The following is a 24,543-nucleotide window of genomic DNA, read 5'->3' on the forward strand; positions in this document are numbered from 1 at the left end:
CTCGGGTAATGCCCTCCACCACCGACCGCGGCCTGAGTACACCGCTGAAAATACTCCTGTATGGCCTGCTAGGGCTCGTCTCGTTCCTTGTTCTTATCGCGGCTGTGAGACTTGCGTTCGGACTGTTCTTCGGTCTCATCGGCATCATACTGGGACTCCTCTCTCTGGCCGCCACCATTGGGTTTCTAGCGGCTGTCGGCTACGCCGTGTACTGGGTCGTGTCGAACGTCTTCGGTCAGGACGAGACGACGGCATCGACTACTGATATGTCACGAACGCAGGTCACCCGCGCGACAGATGCGGCGAGTGATAGCGAGACAGACCCCGTCGAACGGCTCTCCGAGCGCTACGCCAACGGGGAGATAACCGAAGCTGAACTCGAACGACGGCTCGAACAGGCCCTCGATGGGCCCTCTCTGGACGGCTCCGGGGCACCAGAGTCGGAACGGGACCGGGAGCTGAACTGAGCCTCACCTCGCTTAGTTGTTGTATGTTGTCTGTTACCAAACTATATCCTTACAGCCAGTCAATAGTACAGTATGTACGACAGGATACTGGTGCCGACAGACGGATCATCGGGGACGCGAGCGGTGCTCACACACGTTGAAACGCTTGCAACAACCCACGACAGCGAGATGCACGCGCTGTACGTCGTTGATACCGGTCGGTTCTCCACGCTCCCGCACGAACCGACGTGGGAGAGCGTCACCGACTCGCTCCACCGCGAGGGCGAGATGGCGCTGGACATGGTCGAGCGTCTCGTTGCCGACGACCTGACTGTCACGCGAGCTACGGCTGAGGGAAGCCCGAGCCGGGAAATCGTCGACTATGCGAGCCAGCACGGCTGTGACCTCATCGTGATGGGGACCCACGGACGCGGCGGCATCGACCGACTGCTCTTGGGAAGCGTCGCCGAGCGGGTCGTCCGGTCGGCCCAGGTCCCAGTCGTCACCGTTCCGGTAGAGACGACGCCGCAAGATGTCTCGGAGGACGAGCAGCCTGCCGGCGTCCCACAGTAACGTGTCCCCTGCCGTCGCGCTCACTCCGTAATCGGACGGAGGTGCTCACAGTCCCCCGCCGAGACGACTTCTCTCCCTGATTCTGTCTCGATGACAAGCGCGCCCGGGAACTCGACGTCCACGGCTTCGCCTTCGATAGTCCCGTTGGGCGTCTCGACCCGGACCTGTTTACCCAGCGTCGTCGCGTACTCCCGCCATGCTTCGACGACGTTCGCTGGGTCCTGACGGAGTGCGTCGAACTCCTCCAGTAGCCGCTGTGCGAACAGCCGCCTGTCGACCGGCTCGTCCCGTTCGGCCGAGAGGCTGGTCGGATTCGCGTCGTCGGGCAAGTCCGCGGGGTCGACGTTCGCGTTGACACCGATGCCGACGACGACCCAGGAGACGCGGTCGGACTCACCTTCCATCTCGGTGAGGATGCCGACCAGTTTGCGCTCCTCGTCGCCGTGGCGGACGAGCACGTCGTTGGGCCACTTGATGCCGGCCTCGACGCCGGCCTCGCGGGCCGCCCGCGTTACCGCGACAGCGGCCGCGAGCGTGAACACCGGCGCGTGGGCCATCGGCACGTCCGGCCGGAACAGCACAGAGAGCCAGATCCCGCCGCTCGGCGAGTGCCACTCGCGGTCGAGCCGCCCCCGGCCGCCGGTCTGTTCGTCGGCAAGCACCACGGTATCTGACGCCCCATCTGCCGCAAGGTCTCGGGCGCGGGCGTTCGTACTCGGGATGCTGTCGTGGTATTCGACCGAGAAGGGTGCGTTGAGCCCGTATTCGACCGCGCTCGCCCCGAACTCCGGGACCGAATCGAGGACGTAGCCTGCGTCGTCGCTACGGATCTCGAACCCCTCGTCGCGAAGGGCTTCGACGTGCTTCCAGACTGCGGAGCGAGAGATGTCCAGTTCGTCGGCGAGGGTCGGCCCCGAGACAGGGCCGTCAGCCAGTGCATCGAGTACCCGTTGACGTGTCTCGTTCATAGACGGGGCTTCGACCGGCCGGAATAAAAGGCGTCTGTCGCGCGGCGGTCAGTCCGCTCGCTCACCCGATCACGAAGAGCAAGTCGCCCATGTCGACGGACTCGCCCTCACCGACGGCCACATCGTTGATTGTGCCGCCGCGCTCAGCGACGATGTCGTTCTCCATCTTCATCGCTTCGAGCACACAGAGGACGTCGCCGGCCTCGACCTCGTCGCCTTCTTCGACGTTGACCTCCAGAATCGTCCCCTGCATCTCCGCGGCGACCTCCTGCCCTTCGGCGGTGGTGGCACTGCCGCCGCTGTCGGAACTACTGCCGCCCCGTGGCCGCTGTGGCTGGCTCCCACCGTCGGCGTCCACGTCGCCAACGTTGATCGGGGGTGCGCCGCGCTCTTCGAGGTCGACCTGGAAGCGCTTGCCGTTGACCTCCACGGTAAATTCGCGCTCGACGACCTCCTCGTCCTCGTCGCCGTCGGATTCGGTGACAGTACCCCACTTCTCCTGTGCCTCTTCGATACGCGTCCGGTCGAGTTGTTCGTCGAGGTACTTCGTCGTGTGTGTCCCAGTGACGAACTTCTCATCGGTAAGCATCAAGCGGTGGAACGGGATGACGGTCGGGATGCCCTCGATGTCGAAGTCTTTGAGCGCCCGTTTCCCGCGCTCGATACACTCCTCGCGATCCCCGCCGTAGGTGATGAGCTTCGCGATCATCGAGTCGTAGTCGGTGACGAGGTCGTCCCCCTGCCGGAGCGCGTCGTCGAGGCGGACGCCGATACCGCCCGGTGGGTCGTAGGTGTCGAGACTCCCGCCGGTCGCGGGCGCGAAGTCGTCGGCGGCGTTCTCGGCGTTGATGCGGAACTCCATCGCGTGACCCTCGATTTCCACATCGTCCTGCTCGAAGGTGATCTCCTCGTCCATCGCCACCCGCAGTTGCCATTTGACGATATCGATGTCGGTGATCTCCTCGGTGACGCAGTGCTCGACCTGAATGCGGGTGTTGACTTCCAGGAAGTAGAAGTTCGCCTCCTCGCCGAGCAGTTCACCTTGCTCGCGGTCGGTGTCCTCTTCGACGAGGAACTCGACAGTTCCGGCGTTGTAGTAGTCCGATTCGCGGACGCCGCGTCGGGCAGCGTCGCCGATCTTCTCGCGGAGGGCGTCGTTCAGGGCTGGCGACGGTCCCTCCTCGATGACCTTCTGGTGGCGGCGCTGGAGCGAGCAGTCGCGTTCGCCCAGATGTCGGACGTTGCCGTGGTGGTCGGCAATGATCTGGACTTCGATGTGGCGGGGGTTCTCCAGATAGCGTTCGAGATAGACGGAGTCGTTCGAGAAGTACGCTTCCCCCTCCCGCTTTGCGCTTTCGAGTTGCTCCTCGGCTTCCTCGGGGTCGTGGACGATTTTCATCCCGCGGCCGCCACCACCGCCTTCGGCCTTGATGGCGACCGGGAAGCCGTTCTCCTCGCCGAACTCGACGACTTCCTCGGGGTCCTCGACGGGGTCGGTCGTCCCCGGGACGATTGGCACGTCGGCCGACTGCATGATCTTGCGGGCCTTCGTCTTCTCGCCCAGTGCTTCCATCGACTCGCTTTCGGGGCCAACCCAGGTGACGCCCTCCGTCTCTTGGACGCGTTCGGCGAAGTCGGCGTTCTCCGCGAGGAAGCCGTACCCGGGATGAATGGCGTCGGCGTCGGCCTGCTTGGCCGCGTCGATAATCGCTTCTTGATCGAGATAGGAGTCTGCGGCACGGGCCGGGCCGACGTTGTACGCCTCGTCCGCGTACCGGACGTGCCCGGCGTGCTTGTCGGCGTCAGAGTAGACGGCCACTGTGCCGATGCCCAACTCCTCGCATGCGCGCATCACGCGCACCGCTATCTCCCCGCGATTAGCGACGAGCACCTTATCGAACATACGCCCTCATACTGAGAGTCGGCCCATAAAACTATGCGCAGATAGTGGTAATCTTACATATATAATCATGTTAGTGTGGAACATGGCCACAAATCCAGTCAGGACGCTGCCGATCAACTGACAGAAGAACTGTGCGCGGTTAGAACCGTTCGGTGCGCCCGGCGGCACTCCAGGGATCGGTTGGCGCGTCTGAGCGAACCCGAACAGACCGCTTCTGCGTGGCTTCCACGCGCCCGGAGAACGACCACTGCTTGCCATCCCAGGAGTCGCCGTCGTCTGCCGCCGCAGCCGCCGCGGCCGCCGCTGCCGCGCGCTGGCGGTCGGTGAGGTGTGCGCCGATAGCGACGGCGATCGCAGCCGCTTCATCCGTCGACGCGTCGTCGAGCTGGGCAGCGATCTCCGCGACCAGGTCCGCATCGACAGCCGACTCAGTATCAGCCGCCATCGTTACAGTGGGATGTTGCCGTGCTTGCGGTCGGGCTGGTCCTTGCGTTTCCCCCGGAGGAGGTCCAGATCGTCGATGAGCCGCGGGCGGGTTTCCTGGGGTTCGATGACGTCGTCGACGAAGCCCCGTTTGGCCGCGGTGTAGGGATTCGCGAAGGCGTCGCGGTACTCGTCGATGAGTTGCTGCCGGCGGGCCTCCACGTCGTCCGCGTCCTCCAGTTCGTCGTCGTAGAGGACGTTGACCGCGCCTTTCGGCCCCATCACGGCGATTTCCGCGGTCGGCCAGGCGTAGTTCATGTCCGCGCCGATGTGCTTCGACGCCATCACGTCGTAGGCCCCGCCGTATGCCTTCCGCGTGATGACGGTCACCAGCGGCACAGTGGCCTCGGAGTAAGCGTACAGGAGCTTCGCGCCGTGGTTGATGATGGCGTTGCGCTCTTGATCCTTGCCGGGCATGAACCCGGGCACGTCGACGAACGTGAGAATCGGGATGTTGAACGCGTCACAGAACCGGACGAAGCGTGCGCCCTTCCGCGAGGCATCGATGTCAAGCGTCCCGGCGTTGACCCGCGGCTGATTGCCGACGACGCCGACGCTGTGGCCGTCCATGCGGGCGAACCCGATGACGATATTGCGCGCGAAGTCCTCGGCGACCTCGAAGAAGGAGTCCTCGTCGACGATACGCCCGACGACATCCGTCATGTCGTAGGGTTTCTGTGGCGCGTCGGGAACAGCCGTCTTCAGTGCCTCGTCCCGGCGTTTGGGGTCGTCCCAGGGGTCGACCCGCGGTGGGTCCTCGACGTTGTTCTGCGGGAGATACGAGAGGAGGTAGCGGATGTCGTCCATCGCGTCCTTCTCGTCGGCGGCCGTGAAATGGGCCACCCCGGACTCGGAGGCGTGGGTCTTCGCCCCGCCGAGTTCGTCGAAGCCGACCTCCTCGCCGGTCACCGTCTCGATGACGTCGGGCCCGGTGATGAACATGTGGCTGGTCTCCTCGACCATGTAGACGAAGTCCGTAATGGACGGGGAGTACACCGCGCCGCCAGCACACGGCCCCATGATGGCTGAAATCTGCGGGACAACACCGCTGGCCTGCTGATTGCGGTGAAAGATGTCGGCATAGCCCGCCAGCGAGTCGATGCCCTCCTGAATACGCGCGCCGGCGGAGTCGTTCAGCCCGATGATCGGTGCGCCCGTCTCGATGGCCTTGTCCATCACCTTACAGACCTTCTGTGCGAACGCCTCACCCAGCGACCCGCCGAAGACGGTGAAGTCGTGGGCGAAGACGTACACCCGGCGGCCGTCGACTTTGCCGTAGCCGACGACGACGCCGTCTCCCGGTACTTTCTTCTCGGCCATGTCGAAGTTCGTCGAGCGGTGTTCACGGAGCGAGTCGATCTCGACGAAGGTGCCATCGTCGAGGAAGTAATCGATGCGCTCACGCGCGGTGAGTTTTCCGCGATCGTGTTGCGCCTCGATCCGTTCCTCGCCACCGCCTCGTTCGGCCTCGGCTTTTCGTTCTCGAAGGTCCTCGACACGGTCATCGTGGCTCACGCGATATCACTTCTCCCGGACCGGAGCATATCCGACTCCTTGCGGGCATCCGAGAAAAGCGTTATCAAACTTAACCATTATTTCTCGTATTCGATAACCGAAACCGGCGGAGTTTTGAGCGATGGCCCGTTGCTTTCGCGCGTGAAGAACGTCACGGCCCGCCAGCACAACCCCTTCGGCTTTGACGCCCCGTGTGAGCCGTTTGTGCCTGGGTACGGCGACGCCAATGCCCACTTCCACGTCATCGGGGACTACCCCGGCGTCCACGGTGGCGCAACGTCTGGTATCCCCTTTACGGACAACCCCGCGGCCGAACGTCTCCAGCGGGCGCTCGTTGAGGCCGGACTGCTCGCCGAGGTCGGCACGCCGCCAACCGTCGAGAAGACGTACCTGTCGTATCTGTATATGTGCGGCGGCGATCCGCCGACGGAGGCGGACTACGACGAGCTTGAGCCGCTGTTCGACACGGAACTCCGGGCCATCACCGCCCACGTCCTCCTGCCCGTCGGCGAGCGGGCCACCCAACACGTGTTCGCGAACACGACATCGGAGCCGACCGACTCCATAGACATGGACGCGCGCCATGCCACGGAGGTCGTCGGCAGCGGCTGGCTCGTCTACCCGATCAAAGAGCCCGCGGAGTGGAGCGACGACGACGAAGACGCCCTCGTCGACGTGCTGACTGCGCTGCTGAAGACCGACTATCGCCGCGAGGCGGACCTCGGGCGGTTCCTGCCGAACGACGATCCATATCTGGTCCGGTAGCTGCGTCGCAGCTGATTTTTACAGCGGTAACGGCTTCGGCGGCTCGAAACAGGGGTGTTACAGCGCCCACTCGTCCGACAGCGGCTCCGCGGACGCCCAGTACGCGTCGAACGTCTCGATAGCCCACTCGCGGACGGCCGGCGCGGTCGTATCGATCGACGCCTGCAGGACGCCACTGTCGTCCCGCAACAGCAGATGCACCACGTCGTCGGCGATCATCACTGCGAGTGGCACACCGTCGGTTCGCACCCGGACTGACGCGTCCGGTTCGGCACGCAGCGATTCGAGCCGATCCCGGAGCCGGTCGTCCGCTGCCAGCGCGTCTATCGCGCCGGGTGAGAACACGCCCGAGAACCGCTGCTCGCCGGCGCTGACTCGCTCCTGAACGACCCGGATCGCCTGGTCGTTGAACGCATGGGAGAACGTTCGGACTTCCTCGGCGTCCCGAAGCAGATCGAGCAACCGCTGGACCGGCGCGTTCGGGCGCGTCTGGCTCGGAACGGTTATCCTCGCGTCGGCCAGGTGTTGCAGGTCGAAGTCCATCGCATCGGTAGGGAGATACTGGACGATGTCGCGCAGCCGCCGCTCGGTTTCGAGGCTACCGAGGAGGTCGGTGAACCCGTCAGCAACGATGCGGCCCGTCGCCGTGGCGACGTACTCGCCCCCTGTTCGGCGAATCCACGACCGCTCCTCGAAGTCGGCGATGATACGCCCGAGCGTCGCCTGTGACGCGCCAGTTTCGGCCGCCAGTTCCCCGCGTGAGTGCGGTTCCGATGCGAGGAGCCGTAACACCTCGACCCGGTTCGAGGAGAGCGCGAGGAACTCGATCTCTTCGAGCGCCGATTCCATACCGCCGTATTGGGAGTTCCATCCTAAAGCGCTTTCGCACTATGAAAAAATTTCATACCGTGAATGTCCGCCACGGGTGTTCGGCCGTTTCGCGTTATGTAATATTTTCTAAACGGGCCTATAAGTCCCGATATCATACTGTAGAGTACGATGACTCAGGTTTCTAAACGTGCTCTCTCTGTCGGCTGTGCAGTTGTTTCAGAAAAAATATACGAGGTGGTGGTATGATTTCGCGCCGGACGTTCGCCCTCGCCGCCGTTGCCAGTGTCCTACTCGGCGGGACCTTCGTCGGCGCGAAGGCCGGACTGTCGTACCTCCCGCCGCTTCTGTTCGTCTCTCTCCGGTTCGATATCGCCGCCGTCGTGCTCCTCGGCTACGTCGTCGTGACGCGATCCCGGGACGAACTACTCCCACGGACCCGCGGCGATGTGCTGGGGATTCTCTCGACGGGCCTGTTCGCGCTCGGTCTCGCGAACGCACTGATATTCGTGGGCCAGCAGTCCGCTACCAGCGCAGTTGCCGCTATCATCTTCAGCCTCAATCCGATACTGACGCCAGTGTTCGCCGCTCTCCTGCTCTCCGACGAACGGCTCTCTGCCCGCGGCGGTCTCGGCATGGTCATCGGCCTGCTTGGCGTCGGCCTCGTCGTCAGTCCCGACCCAGCGATGCTCCTGAACGGTGGCATCGGCAAGCTCATCCTCTTCGCTGGCGCGACCAGCGCGGCGCTGGGCAGCGTGCTTATCCGGTGGTCCGGTGGCGACCTGTCGAGTACGGTCCGGACCGCGTGGGCGCTCCCCGTCGCCGCCGCGCTCTGTCACTCGCTAAGCATCGGAATGGGCGAATCGGCGGCCACGGCGGTCTGGTCCCCGACCGCTATCGCGGCCCTGCTGTACGTCGGCATCTTCGCCGGGGCGATTGCCTACATCGCCTACTTCGGCCTGCTCGATGTCACCGGGGCAATTCAGGCCAACCTCATCTTCTACGTGGTCCCCGTCGTGTCGACGCTCGGCGGCTGGGCCCTGCTTGGCGAGGCGATCACCCCGACTGCAGTGGCAGGCTTCCTGACTATCTTCACCGGGTTCGTGGTACTCGGCAGCGAGTCGGTCGACATCCGCGCACTGCTCCCGGGGACTACCGACGAGGCTGACACCGCATCTGAGAGCCTCGGGATTGCGGACGAACCGCGCGGGTTCGAGTCTGACTGAGATAGCCGGTCAGGGCGTCATCCCTGCTGGCAACCTCATCATAAGTAGGTAGTCCACTGGACCCGCTGGCCACAGCGGTTCAGTAAAGTATTCACCACGCCGTCATATACCTGCAGAGAAATGAACGTCGGGGAAAATACACGCATTCGACGACTGTTGATACCGATAGGCGGACTGGCGCTAGTGCTCCAGTCGATAGCGTTTGAGGGTACCTTCGGACTTATCGAGAGTCCCGGTGTTTCCGGGATTCTCAGGGACGCGCTGAGCGGTGGTCTACTGCTGGTGGCAACAGTCTCTCTCCTCGGTGGCGTGTATCTACGCCATCGCGATTCGTGAGAGACATCCGGCCCTGCTCCACGTACATATAATCTACCACGGCTGAAAAACAGCCCGCAAAAAGTTGTCTGATTCGCTGGTGGACTACTGTGACTGTTTCCCGCGACGACCGCACACATTGAGCGGTCACTGCGAACTGCCGAGAAGAAGATCCGCGGGAAACGGTTGCCGTCCGTCGTTTAGATCGGCGGGATGATCGCGGGGTCCTCAGCGAGGAACAGCGTCTGCAGGCCGAGGGCCAGCGTCAGGATGACGCCGAGGATGACCACCGTTCGGACCATCCAGAGCCAGGTCGGACCGAACGCCCGGAGCCCGCCCGTCCCCTGTCGGAGTTCGGCAACTGCGTCCGAGGAGAGCACCCAGCCGACGAACACCAGAATGAGCAGCACTGACAGCGGGAGGAACAGCTTGTACGCGAGCGTGTCGAACCAGCCGAACCACGCCAGGTCCCAGGCCGACGGCAGTCCCAGAACGAACAGCCCAACCCCGAGCATTGCCGACAGTGACACTCGTGAGTACGACGTGTTGTCGACGCCGTAGGAGACTGCGACCTCAAGAAGGCTGATAGCGGAGGATATCGCGGCGATGAGGACAACGCCGAAGAACACGACGCCGAGGAGTCGCCCTCCGGGAAGCTGTGGGAACGCCGACGCCATCGCGACGAAGATAGCCGACGGACCGCTGGTGTCGGGGCTGACGTTGATGGCGAAGAGAATCGGGAATACGACTAGCCCGGCCAGCACACCGACGAGCGTGTTCGTCACGACGATGATGCCGCCGTCGACCGGGAGGCTCTCGTCGTCACCGATGTACGAGGAGTAAGTGATCATGGCCGCCATCCCCAGTGAGAGGGTGAAAAACGCCTGTCCAACTGCGAACGGGATCAGGTCGCCGGCGTTCGCCGCCAGCGTGGAGAAGTCCGGTGAGAGGAAGTAGCTGTAGCCAGCCCCTGCTCCCTCAAGCGTGGTAACCCAAGCCGCCATCCCGAGCATGAGGAGGACAATGCTGGGGACCATCACCTTCGTCGCCTTCTCGATACCGTCCTCGACACCCACTGCGACGATGCCGACACAGATCAGCAGGAACAGCGCCTGTCCGACGACAGCTTCTGGACCACTGGAAATAGCGCCGAAGTACTCCGCGGAGTTTCCGAAGTATGCGCCGGTTGCGCTACCGAGGATATACCGCATGACCCATCCTCCGACGACGTTGTAATACGAGAGAATCCAGAAGCCCGTAAAGACGCCCAGGCCACCGACGACTCGCCACTGTTTGAATCCGAGTTCACCGAACGCGTCGACGGCATTACGGTTCGTTCGCCGTCCGATGATGAACTCTGCCAGCATCGCCGGGAAGCCGATGAGCAACACGGCGACGAGGTAAAAGACGAGGAACACTGCCCCGCCGTTTGTCGCGGTCTTGAACGGGAACTGCCAGATGTTCCCGAGACCGACTGCGCTACCGATCGCTGCGAGAAGGAACCCGAGCCGTGAGGCCCACGTTTCTCTGTCACTCATTGTGATGCGCCATATTATGTTGGGGTATAAAAACCACCGTGATTCCGATTCGCAATACTATGCCGTAATGTCAGGAGAAGGACAGTATTTGCGGAGCCAAACAGCAGCGGAGAGATCAACACGGACACTTCTTTGCCGGCCGTTCCTCGACAGCGCGGATCTGTGACTATGAGAAACGCGGGGTTGTGGCCGAGCAGCAGACAGACCAGCTACTGCCAACAGTCTCATGCCTCGCCGTACACCGGCACCGCCGCCCCGCTGGTCACGGTTGTGGCGTCAGAACAGAGGAACAACAGTACGTCGGCGATGTCTTTCGGGTCGACCCACGTCTCGAAGTCAGCGTCGGGCATCATCTCGCGGTTCATCGGGGTGTCGATGACGCTGGGCATGACGGCGTTGGCTCGTACGGACCCGAGGTTCTCCGCCGCGATGGTCTCCGTTAGCAGTCGGACGCCGGCTTTCGACGCTCGGTAGATCCCGTCACCTTCACCACCCTCTAGCGACGACCGCGCGGAGACGGAGACGATAGCGCCCTCGCTAGCCCGCAAGTGTGGAATCGCGTGTTTCGACGCCAGAAACATCGTCTTCAGGTTCACGTCGAACAGGAAATCGAACGTGTTAGCATCCGTCTCGTGGATCGGTGTGCCGCCGCGCCACGTTCCGGCGATGTTCAGCAAGTAGTCCAGTTGCCCGTGTTCGTCGACGACCGCGTCGATGGTGTCAACGACGTCGTCTTCGTCGCTGAAGTCCGCCTGGTAGAAATCCACACTTTCGGGGTCGGAAAGCAGGAAGTCCTCGGTGTTCGGTTCGATAATATCACCGCCACAGACGGTCGTTCCGGCTTCGACGAAGGCGTTTGCGACCGCACTGCCCAGCGCTCCGCCGACGCCCGTAATCAGTGCTACCTTATCGTCGAAATTAAATTCTACTGACATACATGTGTCAACGGATGGCAGGGAAATAAAAGCTCATCCCCAGAAACCCGAAATCTGAGTCCGTGACCCGCCGACGAACGTTAACGCCGGCCGGACGACGGCGTGACAATGAGTTTGCCGAGGAAACTGTCGTTGAGTACGTCGTCGTGAGCGGCTGAGACCTCCGCAAGGTCGTAGCGGCGGGCGATGACCGGCGTCAGCTCGTCGTCGGCCATAAGCGTCGCTAGCCGGTCCAGTACCGCGCCGAACTCGGGCGTGTTGAACATCGAGACGTGGTGGACGCTGAGTGCTTTCGCCCGGCAGCGCGGGACGTTCTCGAACGTCGCCGCGAGGTCGGTGTTTCCGATGGCGGCGATTCGCGCGCCCTGGGCGGCCACCTCGGCGTCGAACGCGAGGTAGTCGTCGAGGCGGTGGTCGAGAATCACGTCCGGCGCGCCGGCATCGACCACGGCGTCGGCGAGGTCGTCCCGGCTGTAGTCGAACACGTTGTCCGCGCCGAGGTCGGCCAGCCGGTTGTGGTAGGCCGGTGATGCTGTCGTCGTCACCTGCGCCCCGTTCGCCGCAGCCAACTGGACCGCAACGTGGCCGACACCGCCGCTCCCGCCGTGAATCAGCACCCGCTCAGCCGGCTCCAGCGCGCAGGCGTCGACGAGCGTCTGCCAGGCGGTGACGCCGACGAGCGCGACGGCCGCGCCTGCCTCGGCGGACACTCCTTCGGGGAGCTGTGCCAGATGCGATTCGGGAACAGTGACGTACTCCGCACAGGTCCCTTGGAGCCAGTTGCCCAGCCCTGTCGCGAACGCCCGGTCGCCCTCGGTGATGGTAGATACGCGCTCGCCGGTCGCGGCGACGGTCCCGGCACAGTCAGAGCCCGGTATCCAGGGCAGTTCTCCCGGTTCGTAGTCACCGGTCCGGAAGTACGTGTCAACCGGATTGACCGCCGCTGCCTCGACTTCGAGCAGGACCTCCTCCGGACCTGGTGTGGGCCCTTCGATGTCGTCGACGCGGAGCACGTCCGGTCCGCCGTATTCGTGGAATCGTACAGCACGCATTGGGACATGAGTCAGGTGGTATCGGGAAAACCTTTCCCCACAGACCGGACGGCCCCGAATATGGGACTCAACATATCACGGTACGTTGAGTGACATCGCCGACAGCGAACAAGCTCGGTCACTGTTCACTTCGGCGACTATAGGTGTGTTATCAGAGCAACAGAAAGCCCCATGGTAGCTGTTCAGAGGCGATAGATGTCCACAGTTGGGTGCAGTGCTTATCATCGGTGAGAATTGCGTAACAACCCTTTATTAGCATGTTTGTGTAAAATTGGATGATGGAATCAGATAGGGACTCGCCACTCCCAAGTTTTATTGCTGGCAGTTACGCTGCCAGGCTCGGGTTGGCGCTTTCATTCGCGATAATTGTCATTATCGCCGCCGGAGTCCTGACAAGCGCACAGGCGTCCGCCACTCTCGAGGAAGACGTTGCGGACGACATCACGGCGCTGTCAGAGACGCAGGCCGCACAGTTAGATGATTGGCTGACGACATCGCGCCGGGATGCCCGGTCGGTGTCGCGACTCCCTGTGTTCACTGACGGGACGAACACGGAGAAACAGCAACGACTGGAGGAGTTACGGTCCAACGAGGAACTACCGCCCGGTGTCGTCGCAGTGCACTACTTCGACACCGAGACAAACGAGATTCGCGCCAGTTCGAATCAGGACTTCATCGGGGTCAACGCTGCCGAGCAGGGCGCACCGTTTGCTACGGACCCGCCGCAGTTCGACGGTCCCGACGACACGCACGTGACGGAACCGTTCTCTGTCTCGGTCGTGGACCATCCGATAGTTGCCGTCGTTTCGCCGGTCCCCGGAGACGACGACAGAGCGCTCGTGTATATGATCGACCTCCGGGAGAAAGCTGATCAGATATCGAACCAGCGCGATGGGTCGTTTACTACGGTCGTCAACACTGACGGCAAGTTCGTTTCCCATCCCAACACCTCGACGATCGGGTCGACAGCTCCGATCTCACAGATGGAGTCCAACCCGTTGGGTACGCTCGAACCCGGCGAGAGTGCCTTCCACGAAACAGACAGTACGCTGATGGGACTGACCCGACTCGAATCACAGGACTGGGTCGTTATGGTTCACGCTGATCGCCAGAACGCGTACGCCCTGAGCGACCAGATCAACTCCGACCTCATCGCGCTCATTTTGCTTGCCGTCGTCAATCTCGGACTCATCGGTGTCACAATCGGCGGGAACACGATCGCCTCGCTGCGGCGGCTTTCGGTGAAGGCCGAGGCGATGGCCGACGGTGAACTCGATGTCGACCTCGATACGTCGCGGGAAGACGAGTTCGGAACGCTGTACGCGGCCTTCGATAATATGCGGGCGAACCTCCGGACACAGATATCCGAAGCCGAAACTGCCAAGCAGGAAGCCGAGGAGGCCAAAGAGCAGGCACAAGCGGCCCGTGAGGACGTTGAATCCGAACGCAACGAGATGGAAGCGCTGACCGGGCACCTCGAACTGAAGGCACAGCAGTACAGCAACGCGCTTGAGGCCGCCGCCAACGGCGACCTCACCGCGCGGGTGGACACGGACAGTATGAACGACGCGATGGCGGAGGTCGGTGAGGACATCAACACGACGCTGGATGCGCTCGAAGACACTATTGCCGACATGAAGACGTTCGCGACCAACGTCATCCAGTCCAGCGACCGTGTCAACTCGAACGCGGAGCGGGTCGACCAGGCCAGCAAGCAAGTGTCGAAGTCCATCAACGAGATCTTCGAAGGGACGACCGAGCAAAACGAGGGGCTCGAATCGGCGGCCGCCGAGATGCAGAACCTCTCGGCGACCGCACAGCAGGTCGCCTCCTCCGCACAGCAAGTCGCCGACACGTCCCAATCGGCCGCGGAAGTCGGTGAAGACGGCCGCGAAGCTGCACAGGAGGCCATTGCGGAAATGAGCGCCATCGAGGACGAGACCGGCGAGACCGTCGAAGAGATCAACGCGCTCGACGACGAACTCGACGAGATCGGCGAGATCGTCGGCGTCATCACGAGCATCGTCGAGCAGACGAACATGCTCGCGCTGAACGCGTCTATCGAGGCCGCCCACGCTGACGGGGATGGAGAAGGCTTCGCCGTCGTCGCTGACGAGATCAAGGGCCTCGCAGAGGAGACCAAAGAGGCTGCTGCCGACATCGAACAGCGCATCGAAGGCATCCAGGAGCAGGCCGGCGACACCGTCGAGACGATGGAGTCGACCAGTAACCGGATTACTGAAGGCGTCTCGACGGTCGAGGAGACTGTCGACGCGCTGGAGACCATCGTCGAGTACACGGAAGAGGTCGACACCGGTATCCAAGAGATCGACCGGGCGACCGAGGAGCAGGCCCGGACTGCACAGGACGTGATGGGTACCATCGACGATCTGACGACGATCAGCCAGCAGACGGCGACGGAGGCCGACACCGTGGCCGGTGCGGCACAGGACCAGTCCGCGTCCATCGACGAAGTGTCGGACTCCGCGACGGAGCTCCGTCAGCGTGCTGACGACCTCGAATCGCTACTGGACCGCTTCACGGTTGAAAACTCGGCCGGGACGGACACCGACAGCACGGCTGCGGTGGGGGACGACTAACAATGGCAACGATAACGACCTGGTTCACGCTGGGACTACTGGGTGAACTGCTCGGGACGGCGGTGCTGGCGTACGGCTACACGCTCGTCCCCGAAGAGGTGCGGAAGCGGTATCTGCTGCTGATCGCGATTCCGGGTATCGCAATCGTCGCCTACGCTCTGATGGCGCTTGGCTTCGGGTCGATACAGAGTGAGGGCCACGCGGTGTACGTGATCCGGTACGTTGACTGGCTGTTGACGACGCCGCTCAACGTCTGGTTCTTGGCGCTGCTCGCTGGCGCGAGCCGGGAGGACACAGTGAAACTTGTTGTCCTGCAGGCGTTGACTATCGTCTTCGGATTTGCCGGCGCGGTCACTCCATCGCCGATTAGCTATGCGCTGTTCGCGGTCGGCGGAGCGCTGTTCGGCGGCGTCATATCGCTCCTCTATCGGAACATTGCGGCGGCCGCGAAGTCGACCCTGTCCGACATAGAGATGAGCCTGTACCGCACGCTCCGGAACTTCGTCGTCGTCCTCTGGCTCGTGTATCCGGTCGTCTGGGTACTCGGTGCGGCAGGACTGGGGCTCATGGACGTCGAGACTGCGACACTCGTGATCGTTTACCTCGATGTGGTCACGAAAGTCGGCTTCGGGGTCATTGCCTTGCTGGCGATGATGGACCTCGGCTCAGTTGGCGAGACTGCCGAGGAGCCGACGGCGGTTGCGGGAGACTAGCGAGGGGCGCGACCGCAGGGAGCGGCCCTCGTTGGTGTGAGCGGCCCAGTTTTGTGTGTGTGAGCTGTTACACGCTTATACGAAGACATCAGTCCCCAGTCAGGACTGCTCCTCACTGACGGTCCCAGTAGTCTCTCCCTCGTCAGTCGCACCAACTGCCTCGGTCTCGTCGACGGTATCGAGTGCGTCTGGAAGCTGGTCTTTGATCAGCCAGAACGTCAGCCGGTAGACGCCGTATCCGAGCAGGACGAACAGCACAAGGTGAATAAGATACAGTTCGACGAATTCGAGAAGCGAAATCTCGCTGAGCGCGAGGTCGCCGGACAGGATGAGAAACTCTAGCGTGGCGAGGACGAATAACGCGGGTGCAAAGAGGATCACCAGTCCGATGACGAGCAGTGCAATCCGTTTCTGCGAGGGGGAAACAGGCATGCCTACGGTTCGCTGTCCAGACAGATAGCTCTACACGTTACTTGTATCAGCCCTGTACTGACTGCCTATGCTATAGCTGGCAGTGCCGTGGAGTGAACGGCGGACAGCGAGGCTATCGAGTGAAAAGAAGCGCGCCGGTCAGTGAATGCCCATCGCTTCGATCTGCTCCTGATACCGGTTTCGGATGGTGACCTCTGTTACCTGCGCCACGTCAGCGACCTCGCGCTGGGTCTTCTTCTCGTTACACAGCAGCGAAGCGGCGTAGATGGCCGCGGCGGCGTAGCCGGTCGGTGATTTCCCCGAGAGCAGGCCCTGCTCGGCGGTGGTGTCGATAATTTCGTTGGCTTTGGACTGGACTTCCTCGGAGAGTTCCAGTTCGGAGGCAAACCGCGGGACGTACTGCTTGGGGTCGACCGGCTCCATCTTCAGTTCGAGTTCCTGGGCGACGTACCGATACGTCCGCCCGATCTCCTTCTGTTCGACCCGGGAAACGTCCGAAACCTCCTCTAAGCTGCGTGGGATGCCTTCCTGTCGACAGGCCGCGTACAGGCAGGCTGTGGCGACGCCCTCGATGGAGCGACCGCGGATGAGGTCCTCGTTGAGCGCACGCCGGTAGATGACCGAGGCGACCTCCCGGACCGACCGGGGCACACCGAGCGCGCTGGCCATGCGGTCGATCTCCGACAGCGCGAACTGCAGGTTCCGTTCGCCGGCGTCCTTGGTTCGGATGCGCTCCTGCCACTTCCGGAGGCGGTGCATCTGGCTCCGCTTCTCCGAGGAGAGCGATCGACCGTAGGCGTCCTTGTCCTTCCAGTCGATCTGTGTGGTCAGCCCCTTGTCGTGCATCGTCTGGGTCGTGGGGGCTCCGACGCGTGACTTGGACTGGCGTTCGGAGTGATTGAACGCCCGCCACTCCGGCCCGCGGTCGATGTTCTCGTCCTCGATGACCAGACCACAGTCCTCGCAGACGAGTTCACCACCGCCGTCGCTAGATATGGACTCCGACTCACACTCGGGGCAGGTCTGCTGGCCCGTGCTCTCGGACTCCTCCTCGCGTTCCTCCTGTTCAGAATCCCGCTGGCGCGTCGGCCGTTCCATGTGTTCTTTTACGGAGAAAAGCCAATCACTTATAAATGTTTGGGCGAGGATGACACTTTTGCCTGATTTGGACACCGACTGCGAATGCTAGGTGGAATAATTATGTTAAATTTACCTAGAACTGTCTACGTTTCGAGCCGTCGGAGTGTGTAACCGGTTGGGGAACCCGTCTCACACCCCGGGACAACGATGGAGCGCGGACGGACCGGCGCTGTTCGCCCGGCACACCGCGCTCTTTTAGTCCGGGACTCTCCCATCGTGAGATATGAGCAAAGTCAATATTGGGCTTCGGGGCTGGCGTTTCGACGAGGACGTACTCGGGCCGGACGGGCGAGTCCGCCCACTCAAGACGATGGAGCCGGAGACCCGACAGCGGTTGCTGGTGCTCGCAGAGCGAGTGGTCGACCCCTGTGACGCCTGCTGGCTGATTCACGGCGACGAAGACATAGAGCAGTGCAACGTCGCGGACGCTATTTACGGGGAGCCGATGGGCGAGGTTGTCGTCTGCTCGGCCCACGAGACGGACTTCATCTACTGGTTCCGCGAGGAAGGTGGCGAGGCCTACGCCGGTGATACTGACCTGGCCTCGGCCTTCCACGAGTGGTTCCTCGACGGGAACCGCGCCCCCGAGGGGTACGTGGGCCTCGAACACGTCGACGAGGACCCGACGGCGCTGCCGGAGGCCCCCGACAGGGACGAAGCGATCCCGGGGCTCGAAGAGGAGGTCGAGCAGATGGACGAGGAAGACCTCGACACGATCGATATGGATCTCAGCGATCTGGACGTATGATATCGGTCGCCGTCGTCGACGCGGAAACGCCGGGTAACGTCGGCACTATCGCCCGGTCGATGAAGAACTTCGGCCTGTCGGAACTGTTACTTGTCGATCCGCCGGAGTTGGACCCGGACGGTGAAGCGTACGGGTTTGCCGGACAAGCCCGCGACGACATCCTGCCGAACGCCCGGACGGTGACGTTCGACGACATCGTCGAGAACTATCACACCGTCGCGTGCACGGCGACGACGAACGAGGACCCCGCCAACCACGTCCGGTATCCGGCGACGACGCCGGCTGATCTGGCCGACTCGCTCCGGGATGTCGAGGGCGATATCTGCGTCGTCTTCGGCCGCGAACGGGTCGGGCTCTCGAACGATGAACTCGCACGGCTGGACGTCATCTGCTCCATCCCGGCCAGCGCGTCGTACCCGGTGTTGAATCTTGGCCAGGCAGCTACCATCGTTCTCTACGAACTCCGCGATCTAACTGTTGCCGAGACCCAGCACCCCGAGGAACTACACACGCTCGCCGAGACGCCGGCCGTCGAAGGACTACACGAGGAGTTCGATCGGTTCCTCGGCGCTATCGGTCACCCCGAAGAAAAACAGCACAAGGCTCGACGGCTGTTCCGCCGGGTACTCGGCCGTGCACAACCGACCGGTCGGGAGACGAAGACGCTTCGCGGGCTGTTCCGGCAGGCCCGACAGCGAATCGAGCGTGCCGAAGACGACTAGCGTTCAGTCGAGTTTCTCGGGGCCAGTTCCGGAGTCAAACAGTGCGCCGATGACGGCGTCGTGGGCCTTCCGCAATCGGTAGTGCAAGGTCGGCGCGGAGATGTCGAGTGTCTCAGCCAGTTCCTCCGCAGCGCTCCCCCGTGGCCAGTCGTAGTAGCCGCGTGCATAGGCGGTTTTGAGCGCGGCCGCCTGTTTCGGTGTCAGCCGGTCGCGTATCCGTGTCCGAAAGTCAGTCACGGTCGAGACCGGCTGGTCGACGTACTGCTTGCTCCGTAGTTCTGTCCCGGGCGTCCCCTCCTGGATCGCCTCAACGACGGCGCGGACGTTGATATCCGGGGCCATCTCCGCTGTGAACCGCAGGTCGCCGTCCGCTGCGACGGCCCGCCGCACGGCCCCGCCGTAGTCGACGAGCGTGTCAAGCGGCGATGCGGATATCTCGTCGAGCGCGACTTCGAGCAGGGGCGCTCGGTTCTCCGCCGCCGTCTCGACAACAGCACAGGACTCGACCGATGGCGTTTCAGTGAGCGCCTGACACACCCGCTCAGTGTCTACGCCACTGACCCGAACGTAGTGGAGGCTGCTTCCGGAACTGGTCGGGACGCGCCGTTCGAGTGTGAACGAACAATCGAGCATTGCGGAGAGTCCGGCGAAGACGTCGTCGGAATCCGGCGTCAGGAACTCTAGCTTGACAGTCGTCGCCGCCTGTAGTGACTGCTGACTGTGGACGCGCTGGATAGAAAGCGCGATAAGTCGCCCCAGATCGGCCAGGATGTCCGATTCACGACAGCCAATCGTGGCGTCGGTCGATGCGTACACCATCAGTACGCCGTACGTGGTCCCGCCAGTTGCTAGGGGAACTGCCGCGACGGAGCTGTGGTCTGCGATCAGTGGGCGGTCTGTCCCGGTGTCCGACTGGGTCGACACGTCGGCGATGTTCTCGACGACCTGGACCTCGCCGGTGTCGATAGCGTCTATGGCGAGTCTGTGCTCGCCGGGCGAAATCTGCTCCGGCGTCGCCGTGTCAATCCCAGCAGCGGCACCCAGTGTTACCTGCGCGGCATTCCTACGGCTCCCGGCCCACACGGCCTGATACAGATCTGATTCAGTGAGGTGTGTACACACTGCCGACTCGATTTCCTCGCGGGTCTGTGTGTCCTGTAGCGCCTTCGCTATCTCCCGGCCCAGCACGTTGAGCCGCTGTGACTGTCTGAGTTCGTCTCGCTGGCGTTCGAGTTCAGCCTGGCGGTCCTTGTGCGCAGTGATGTCTCGCGCGACGAAGATGACGGTATCGAGGTCGTACGCACGACTTTCCAGCGGTGCGACCCGCGCTTCGAACCACCGCGTGCCACCGGGAGCCTGCAGTTCGTACTCCACGGACTGGAACGACCCGGTCCGCAGGGCTTCACGGACGGTCGACAGTAGCGGATCAGCGGTGTTGCGGGGAAGAAACTCGTGCAGCGTCTGCCCGACAAGCGTGTCCGTATCGTCTACCTTCATCATCGTCTCGGGGTCGGTCAGACAGTCGAGAAACCGCCCTTCCGCGTCGATGATGAAACTGGGGTCCGGAAGAGCGGTGTTCAACGCATCACGCTGCTCCGTGTGGCGCTGTCGTTCGAGTTCATAGCCCGCCCAGTCGGAGAGCAACCGGACGAACGTCAGGTCCCACTGCGTGAACTCCGCTGTGCGCGGCTCCAGTCCGTAGAAGCAGAGCGTTCCGTACACTGCCCCATTGACGACGACGGGCGCACCGATGTAGTTCGCAATGCCCCACTCAGGGTCAGCGAGGTCCGGAGCATCCGCCTCGACGTCCTTGATCGCGAGCGGCTCGCGGTGTTCGACGACGTGCCTGCAGTTCGGGAGGTCATTGATGCTAGTCGTTCTGCCGGCTTCGAGGTCGGCAGCCGCCGGTGCAGTGACTGCCTCGAACACATACTCGTCTCCGTGGACTCGGGAGAACGTCCCAAACGGCGAGCCGAGTGTCTCACAGCCGAGCTCTAACAGCCCGTTGAGTTGTTCCGTGAACGTCCGGCTCGAATCGGTACAGATGCCGTAGGCCGCTTCGAGCACCCACTCCCGTTGCTTCCGGGCCGTGATATCGATGTGTGCGATGGACGCGAACGTCGACCCATCGATGGTGAACGGGGCAGCGTACAACCGGAACCACCGTTTCGACGATGGAGCGTGACACGGATATTCGAGTTCGAACGAGGATTGCTCGCCAGCGAGGACGGCCCTGAGCCCGTCGGCTGCTTGTTCCCCGGTCGTGTCGTCAGCCATGTCCGCAATGTCGAGATAGTTCACGCCGAGCGTATTCGGTGTCACCTCTGTGCCGTTTGCCCGGCCGAACTCACTCCATGTCTCGTTCGTCGAGAGAATCACCCCGGACGCATCTACGATCGCAAACATGAGGGGTAGTGTATCCATGGCTGGCCCGTACAGGGCTGGGACATCATGGCCATCCATGACACTTGGGACCATGCGACAAGTGTGGCGGCAAGCTACTTAACGCCCGGTGTCGAGTTAGAATAGTAATATTTGGTCGGGGAACACGTCTACGATGAATGCTATGAAGAAACCGAACTCCAGAGCTGTATTCGGGCTGATCTGAACACAGGCTTGGTAAACCAACTACCAAATATCCACATACTAACCAATTATCGATTGCCCCGGATATATCATCCATGAATCCGATTCACCCCGATTTATTCTAGGGACCTAGAGAGAGTGCTTAGGACAGTTACCGCTGTAGCGGGGCACAGGATACTCAACATCTCACTATGGATTCCACTGCCAATCCAGTTCGCGTCGAACTGTTCGTCCGGTCCCTCTGTCCGAAAGACGCAACGCAACAACAGCACTACGTGCTTGACCGGTTGCAGGCGCTTGAGGACGCAGGTCGTATCGAGGACCTGTCGATACTGATCTGGGGACGCCGGATCGAACCGCGACTCGCACAGCGGACTGCGGAGGGACGACACCTGCTGGAACGGCTTTCCATGTTCGAACAGTGGGAGCGCGACTCCGATGCCTCGCTTGACGCCTTCGACTGGGAGCACCCGCTGACGAACATGGTTTCTGACGACTCGGTCAGCGTCATCACGCTGCCGACGCTTGCCCTCGCTGAATACGTTGACGGTGACCTCCAGCACGTCGCCCCTTGTACGCGGGATGGAACGGTTCACCGCGTCGCCGACCGTGTCAACCGTCTTGCGGATACCGCAGACCTAGCCGATCCGCTTGAACATGAGCATACCGTGGTACAATAGCGTTCGAACTGCTCCCACACCAGACACACTACTCGTCCCCCTCCCAACTAAAATGAATACGAAGCAAACCGAGATTCCGGACTCGCTTCCACTGGACGACCGACTGTCGCTCCTGTCGTCGCACTACCGGCGATACCTCCTGTACGGGCTTTCACAGTACACGACACCGGTTTCACTGGCTGTGCTTACGGACACGGTGACCGAATTCGAACACGGGACACCGGCCGAACAGTACCGCGACGAGCGGCTCAAGATTTACACGTCCCTCTATCACAACCACCTTCCGCGGCTGGTCGATGCTGGTGTCGTCCAGTACAACCAGTCGGAAGATCTGGTCGATATCGGGCCGAACGCGCCGGCCCTCGTCCCGCTGCTCGAATCGACAATCGACCATGACCTGTCGGCGAGCGGTAACGGCCTGACACCGAGCGCCGTCGATATCGACGCCTTACAGCCCGAGCAAAGCAATTAAGCGCGCTTCTGTATCTCCGAGCGCAGCACGTCGCTCACCGTATCGCCGTCAGCTTTGCCACGGAGTGCGCCCATGCACTCGCCCATCAGCGCCGAGAACGCCCCCATTCCCTCCTCGGCGACCTGTTCTTCGTGGCGCTCGACAACCTCGGCAACGGCGTCACGGACCTCTGACTCGTCGACACCGCCCAGTCCTTCCTGCTCGACAGCTTCCTCGGCCGTCAGCGACGGGTTCTCGGCGAGTGCCGTCAGGAGGTCTTCTATCCCCTCACGGGGCACATCCCCGCCGTCGACCAGCAGGATAGCCCCTTTGAGGTGTTCGTCAGTGAGGTTTCCGACGGGCACGTCGTCACGGCGGAGTTCGGTCAGCGTCGACTCAAGCGTGCCCGCGGCCAGCGTCGGGTCGACCCCCTCGCCCGCCACCAATGCCTCGAACAGCGGCCACCGCTGGCCGTAGGCGACCTGCTCGGCGAGGCCGGAGCCGAGGTCGAACTCGCGCTCGTACCGGTCGACTTTCTCGGTGAGCAGTTCCGGGGTCTCGACTTCGGTTACGTCGGGCTCCACCGGCGGCACGTCCGTCTCGGGGTACATCCGTGCCGCGCCGGGGAGCGGGCGGAGGTACCGCGACGTGGCGTCCTCGTTCGCGTCTCGCGTTTCCTCCGGGACACCTTTGAGTGCCGTCTCAGCGCGCTCAGCAACGGCGTCGATGGCCAGCTCGGCGGTCTCCGGGTCGTCAGCGACGATGGCGACGGCGTCCTCGGGGCCCGCTCCGACGGCGTCCCGTAGCGCCTCGACTTCTGCCTCGGTGACGCCGTAGGCTGGGAGTTCGTCGGTATGGAAGATGCCGCCAGCGCCGTGGCGCTTGGCGTGGTCGGACAGTTCGGTCCCGAGCCGGCGGTCGGGCTGGATCTCGCGGCCGACGAGGCCGTCGAAGCCGGACAGCAGGAGGCCCTGTACTTCGCCGCCCGAAGAGAGCGCCCCCTCGATGACGCCCGAATCTGTGTCCTCGAACACCTCGGTCACGTCCTGTGGCTCGCCGATAGCGGCGTCGCGCTCGGCGAGTTCCTCGGCGATGTCAAGCAGTTCGACCTGCCGGCGAACCTCGTTGCGGACGAGGTCGTCGATGTCGTCGAGGCTCTGGACGCCCTTCAGTTCGATCCGTGCCCCCTCCTCGATGGAGACGTTCACGTCCTGTCGGATGGTCCCGAGACCGCGCTTGACTTTCCCAGTCGAACGCAGCAACATCCCGATCCGCTCGGCGGCCTCGCGGGCCTGCTCGGGCGACCTGATGTCGGGCTTCGTGCCGATTTCGACTAGGGGGATGCCCAGTCGGTCGAGCGAGAACCGGACGCCGTCGTCGGTTTCCTCGATGCGCTGGCAGGACTCCTCCTCCAGTAGCATATCCTCGATGCCGACCGGGCCAGCGCTCGTCTCGATGGCTCCGTCGTTGGCGACCATCATCGAGCGCTGGAACCCCGTGGTGTTCGACCCGTCGACGACGATCTTTCGCATAACGTTCACCTGATCGACGACAGACATATCGAGTAGCTGGGCGATTTCGAGCGTCGTCTCCATCGCCTCGCGGTCGACGCGGTGGGGTGGCTCGTCGTCCTCCTCGACGAGACAGGTCGTGTCGTAGGCCAGGTACTCGAACTCCCGGTCAACCATGCTCTCCTCCAGCGCCGCCTCGTCGATCTCACCGAGTTCGCTCTTGGTCGGGTGCAGATAGCGAGTAAAAGAGCGCTCGCTCTCCTCAGGTTCGCGGATCGTCGTCGGACAGTCACAGAACAGTTTCGTCGCGGTATCGAGTTGCTGGTGGATCTCCAGACCGGCGACGAGCCCCAGCTCCTCGTAGTCGTACTCAGTCATTGTCGAGGTGTCCGGGACCGGGGGCCAAAAAACGC

At 62.6% G+C, this 24,543-nt stretch carries 22 protein-coding genes; 10 read left to right on the forward strand and 12 right to left on the reverse strand.

Annotation, left to right across the window (positions count from 1 at the left end; translation table 11 throughout):
* Window positions 1-8: 8 nt before the first annotated feature.
* Entirely contained in the window at window positions 9-467 is a 459-nt protein-coding gene (locus tag IEY38_RS12260; protein WP_188978154.1) for an SHOCT domain-containing protein, read from the forward strand.
* A gap of 72 nt (window positions 468-539) precedes the next feature.
* Window positions 540-1,019: a universal stress protein gene (locus IEY38_RS12265; protein WP_188978155.1), complete on the forward strand. Its 480-nt coding sequence runs from the start codon at window positions 540-542 to the stop codon at window positions 1,017-1,019.
* Window positions 1,020-1,039: 20 nt separating this feature from the next.
* Here the strand turns inward: IEY38_RS12265 and IEY38_RS12270 are convergent, their stop codons facing one another.
* From IEY38_RS12270 to IEY38_RS12285, 4 genes are all read right to left on the reverse strand, one after another.
* Window positions 1,040-1,987 carry a biotin--[acetyl-CoA-carboxylase] ligase gene (locus IEY38_RS12270; protein WP_188978157.1) on the reverse strand — a complete coding sequence of 316 codons (948 nt, stop codon included), beginning with the start codon at window positions 1,985-1,987 and terminating at the stop codon, window positions 1,040-1,042.
* A gap of 61 nt (window positions 1,988-2,048) precedes the next feature.
* The gene (locus IEY38_RS12275; RefSeq protein WP_188978159.1) at window positions 2,049-3,890 is read right to left on the reverse strand and encodes an acetyl-CoA carboxylase biotin carboxylase subunit; all 1,842 of its coding nucleotides are present in this window, start codon (window positions 3,888-3,890) and stop codon (window positions 2,049-2,051) included.
* 139 nt (window positions 3,891-4,029) lie between these two features.
* A complete protein-coding gene (locus tag IEY38_RS12280) occupies window positions 4,030-4,335 on the reverse strand; it encodes an acc operon protein (protein WP_188978161.1) in 306 nt (101 codons plus the stop codon).
* A 2-nt stretch (window positions 4,336-4,337) separates the two neighbouring features.
* Entirely contained in the window at window positions 4,338-5,888 is a 1,551-nt protein-coding gene (locus tag IEY38_RS12285; protein ID WP_188978163.1) for an acyl-CoA carboxylase subunit beta, read from the reverse strand.
* A 141-nt stretch (window positions 5,889-6,029) separates the two neighbouring features.
* Here IEY38_RS12285 and IEY38_RS12290 point away from each other — a divergent pair, with 141 nt between their 5' ends.
* A complete protein-coding gene (locus tag IEY38_RS12290; protein WP_188978165.1) occupies window positions 6,030-6,653 on the forward strand; it encodes a uracil-DNA glycosylase family protein in 624 nt (207 codons plus the stop codon).
* A gap of 57 nt (window positions 6,654-6,710) precedes the next feature.
* Here the strand turns inward: IEY38_RS12290 and IEY38_RS12295 are convergent, their stop codons facing one another.
* Entirely contained in the window at window positions 6,711-7,502 is a 792-nt protein-coding gene (locus IEY38_RS12295) for a helix-turn-helix transcriptional regulator (RefSeq protein WP_188978167.1), read from the reverse strand.
* Window positions 7,503-7,726: 224 nt separating this feature from the next.
* Between IEY38_RS12295 and IEY38_RS12300 the strand changes: the two genes are divergently transcribed.
* The gene (locus tag IEY38_RS12300; RefSeq protein ID WP_188978169.1) at window positions 7,727-8,707 is read left to right on the forward strand and encodes a DMT family transporter; all 981 of its coding nucleotides are present in this window, start codon (window positions 7,727-7,729) and stop codon (window positions 8,705-8,707) included.
* A gap of 515 nt (window positions 8,708-9,222) precedes the next feature.
* Here IEY38_RS12300 and IEY38_RS12305 read toward each other — a convergent pair.
* The 3 genes from IEY38_RS12305 to IEY38_RS12315 form a co-directional block, all read right to left on the reverse strand.
* A complete protein-coding gene (locus IEY38_RS12305; protein ID WP_188978171.1) occupies window positions 9,223-10,560 on the reverse strand; it encodes a sodium-dependent transporter in 1,338 nt (445 codons plus the stop codon).
* A gap of 224 nt (window positions 10,561-10,784) precedes the next feature.
* The gene (locus IEY38_RS12310; RefSeq protein ID WP_188978172.1) at window positions 10,785-11,495 is read right to left on the reverse strand and encodes an SDR family oxidoreductase; all 711 of its coding nucleotides are present in this window, start codon (window positions 11,493-11,495) and stop codon (window positions 10,785-10,787) included.
* Between the two features lie 80 nt (window positions 11,496-11,575).
* Window positions 11,576-12,547: an NADPH:quinone reductase gene (locus IEY38_RS12315; protein WP_188978173.1), complete on the reverse strand. Its 972-nt coding sequence runs from the start codon at window positions 12,545-12,547 to the stop codon at window positions 11,576-11,578.
* A gap of 344 nt (window positions 12,548-12,891) precedes the next feature.
* Here IEY38_RS12315 and IEY38_RS12320 point away from each other — a divergent pair, with 344 nt between their 5' ends.
* Window positions 12,892-15,147 carry a methyl-accepting chemotaxis protein gene (locus IEY38_RS12320; protein WP_188978239.1) on the forward strand — a complete coding sequence of 752 codons (2,256 nt, stop codon included), beginning with the start codon at window positions 12,892-12,894 and terminating at the stop codon, window positions 15,145-15,147.
* 2 nt (window positions 15,148-15,149) lie between these two features.
* Complete coding sequence (gene sop2, locus IEY38_RS12325; protein ID WP_188978174.1) at window positions 15,150-15,860, forward strand: sensory rhodopsin II; 711 nt, start codon at window positions 15,150-15,152, stop codon at window positions 15,858-15,860.
* Between the two features lie 99 nt (window positions 15,861-15,959).
* Here sop2 and IEY38_RS12330 read toward each other — a convergent pair whose 3' ends face one another.
* Window positions 15,960-16,292, reverse strand: coding sequence for a hypothetical protein (locus IEY38_RS12330; RefSeq protein WP_188978175.1), 333 nt, complete (start codon window positions 16,290-16,292; stop codon window positions 15,960-15,962).
* Between the two features lie 138 nt (window positions 16,293-16,430).
* Complete coding sequence (locus tag IEY38_RS12335) at window positions 16,431-17,390, reverse strand: transcription initiation factor IIB (RefSeq protein WP_004518753.1); 960 nt, start codon at window positions 17,388-17,390, stop codon at window positions 16,431-16,433.
* Between the two features lie 265 nt (window positions 17,391-17,655).
* Here IEY38_RS12335 and IEY38_RS12340 point away from each other — a divergent pair, with 265 nt between their 5' ends.
* The gene (locus IEY38_RS12340; RefSeq protein WP_170098274.1) at window positions 17,656-18,180 is read left to right on the forward strand and encodes a hypothetical protein; all 525 of its coding nucleotides are present in this window, start codon (window positions 17,656-17,658) and stop codon (window positions 18,178-18,180) included.
* A complete protein-coding gene (locus IEY38_RS12345) occupies window positions 18,177-18,902 on the forward strand; it encodes an RNA methyltransferase (protein ID WP_188978176.1) in 726 nt (241 codons plus the stop codon). Before IEY38_RS12340 ends, IEY38_RS12345 begins: the two co-directional genes overlap by 4 nt.
* Window positions 18,903-18,905: 3 nt before the next feature.
* Here IEY38_RS12345 and IEY38_RS12350 read toward each other — a convergent pair whose 3' ends face one another.
* Entirely contained in the window at window positions 18,906-21,380 is a 2,475-nt protein-coding gene (locus IEY38_RS12350) for a bacterio-opsin activator domain-containing protein (protein ID WP_188978177.1), read from the reverse strand.
* 299 nt (window positions 21,381-21,679) lie between these two features.
* Between IEY38_RS12350 and IEY38_RS12355 the strand changes: the two genes are divergently transcribed.
* Together IEY38_RS12355 and IEY38_RS12360 are read left to right on the forward strand one after the other, a co-directional pair.
* Window positions 21,680-22,168: an HTH domain-containing protein gene (locus IEY38_RS12355; protein ID WP_188978180.1), complete on the forward strand. Its 489-nt coding sequence runs from the start codon at window positions 21,680-21,682 to the stop codon at window positions 22,166-22,168.
* Window positions 22,169-22,220: 52 nt separating this feature from the next.
* Window positions 22,221-22,640 (forward strand): DUF7344 domain-containing protein, encoded by a 420-nt coding sequence (locus IEY38_RS12360; protein WP_188978182.1) that lies wholly within the window; start codon window positions 22,221-22,223, stop codon window positions 22,638-22,640.
* Here the strand turns inward: IEY38_RS12360 and gatE are convergent.
* Window positions 22,637-24,508 (reverse strand): Glu-tRNA(Gln) amidotransferase subunit GatE, encoded by a 1,872-nt coding sequence (gene gatE, locus IEY38_RS12365; protein WP_188978184.1) that lies wholly within the window; start codon window positions 24,506-24,508, stop codon window positions 22,637-22,639. The genes IEY38_RS12360 and gatE overlap by 4 nt on opposite strands.
* Window positions 24,509-24,543 lie beyond the last annotated feature (35 nt).

This window comes from Haloarcula sebkhae (genome assembly GCF_014647415.1).
GTDB classification, from domain to species: Archaea; Halobacteriota; Halobacteria; order Halobacteriales; family Haloarculaceae; genus Haloarcula; species Haloarcula sebkhae.

What these genes read in the sequence shown, in the direction of transcription:
- IEY38_RS12305 (WP_188978171.1), bottom strand. Translation starts at nt 10,560, where the DNA reads ATGAGTGACAGAGAAACGTGGGCCTCACGGCTCGGGTTCCTTCTCGCA.
- IEY38_RS12295 (WP_188978167.1), bottom strand. Translation starts at nt 7,502, where the DNA reads ATGGAATCGGCGCTCGAAGAGATCGAGTTCCTCGCGCTCTCCTCGAAC.
- IEY38_RS12260 (WP_188978154.1), top strand. Translation starts at nt 9, where the DNA reads ATGCCCTCCACCACCGACCGCGGCCTGAGTACACCGCTGAAAATACTC.
- IEY38_RS12355 (WP_188978180.1), top strand. Translation starts at nt 21,680, where the DNA reads ATGGATTCCACTGCCAATCCAGTTCGCGTCGAACTGTTCGTCCGGTCC.
- sop2 (WP_188978174.1), top strand. Translation starts at nt 15,150, where the DNA reads ATGGCAACGATAACGACCTGGTTCACGCTGGGACTACTGGGTGAACTG.
- IEY38_RS12315 (WP_188978173.1), bottom strand. Translation starts at nt 12,547, where the DNA reads ATGCGTGCTGTACGATTCCACGAATACGGCGGACCGGACGTGCTCCGC.
- IEY38_RS12340 (WP_170098274.1), top strand. Translation starts at nt 17,656, where the DNA reads ATGAGCAAAGTCAATATTGGGCTTCGGGGCTGGCGTTTCGACGAGGAC.
- IEY38_RS12280 (WP_188978161.1), bottom strand. Translation starts at nt 4,335, where the DNA reads ATGGCGGCTGATACTGAGTCGGCTGTCGATGCGGACCTGGTCGCGGAG.
- IEY38_RS12275 (WP_188978159.1), bottom strand. Translation starts at nt 3,890, where the DNA reads ATGTTCGATAAGGTGCTCGTCGCTAATCGCGGGGAGATAGCGGTGCGC.
- IEY38_RS12360 (WP_188978182.1), top strand. Translation starts at nt 22,221, where the DNA reads ATGAATACGAAGCAAACCGAGATTCCGGACTCGCTTCCACTGGACGAC.
- IEY38_RS12350 (WP_188978177.1), bottom strand. Translation starts at nt 21,380, where the DNA reads ATGGTCCCAAGTGTCATGGATGGCCATGATGTCCCAGCCCTGTACGGG.
- IEY38_RS12265 (WP_188978155.1), top strand. Translation starts at nt 540, where the DNA reads ATGTACGACAGGATACTGGTGCCGACAGACGGATCATCGGGGACGCGA.
- IEY38_RS12310 (WP_188978172.1), bottom strand. Translation starts at nt 11,495, where the DNA reads ATGTCAGTAGAATTTAATTTCGACGATAAGGTAGCACTGATTACGGGC.
- gatE (WP_188978184.1), bottom strand. Translation starts at nt 24,508, where the DNA reads ATGACTGAGTACGACTACGAGGAGCTGGGGCTCGTCGCCGGTCTGGAG.
- IEY38_RS12335 (WP_004518753.1), bottom strand. Translation starts at nt 17,390, where the DNA reads ATGGAACGGCCGACGCGCCAGCGGGATTCTGAACAGGAGGAACGCGAG.
- IEY38_RS12300 (WP_188978169.1), top strand. Translation starts at nt 7,727, where the DNA reads ATGATTTCGCGCCGGACGTTCGCCCTCGCCGCCGTTGCCAGTGTCCTA.
- IEY38_RS12270 (WP_188978157.1), bottom strand. Translation starts at nt 1,987, where the DNA reads ATGAACGAGACACGTCAACGGGTACTCGATGCACTGGCTGACGGCCCT.
- IEY38_RS12345 (WP_188978176.1), top strand. Translation starts at nt 18,177, where the DNA reads ATGATATCGGTCGCCGTCGTCGACGCGGAAACGCCGGGTAACGTCGGC.
- IEY38_RS12330 (WP_188978175.1), bottom strand. Translation starts at nt 16,292, where the DNA reads ATGCCTGTTTCCCCCTCGCAGAAACGGATTGCACTGCTCGTCATCGGA.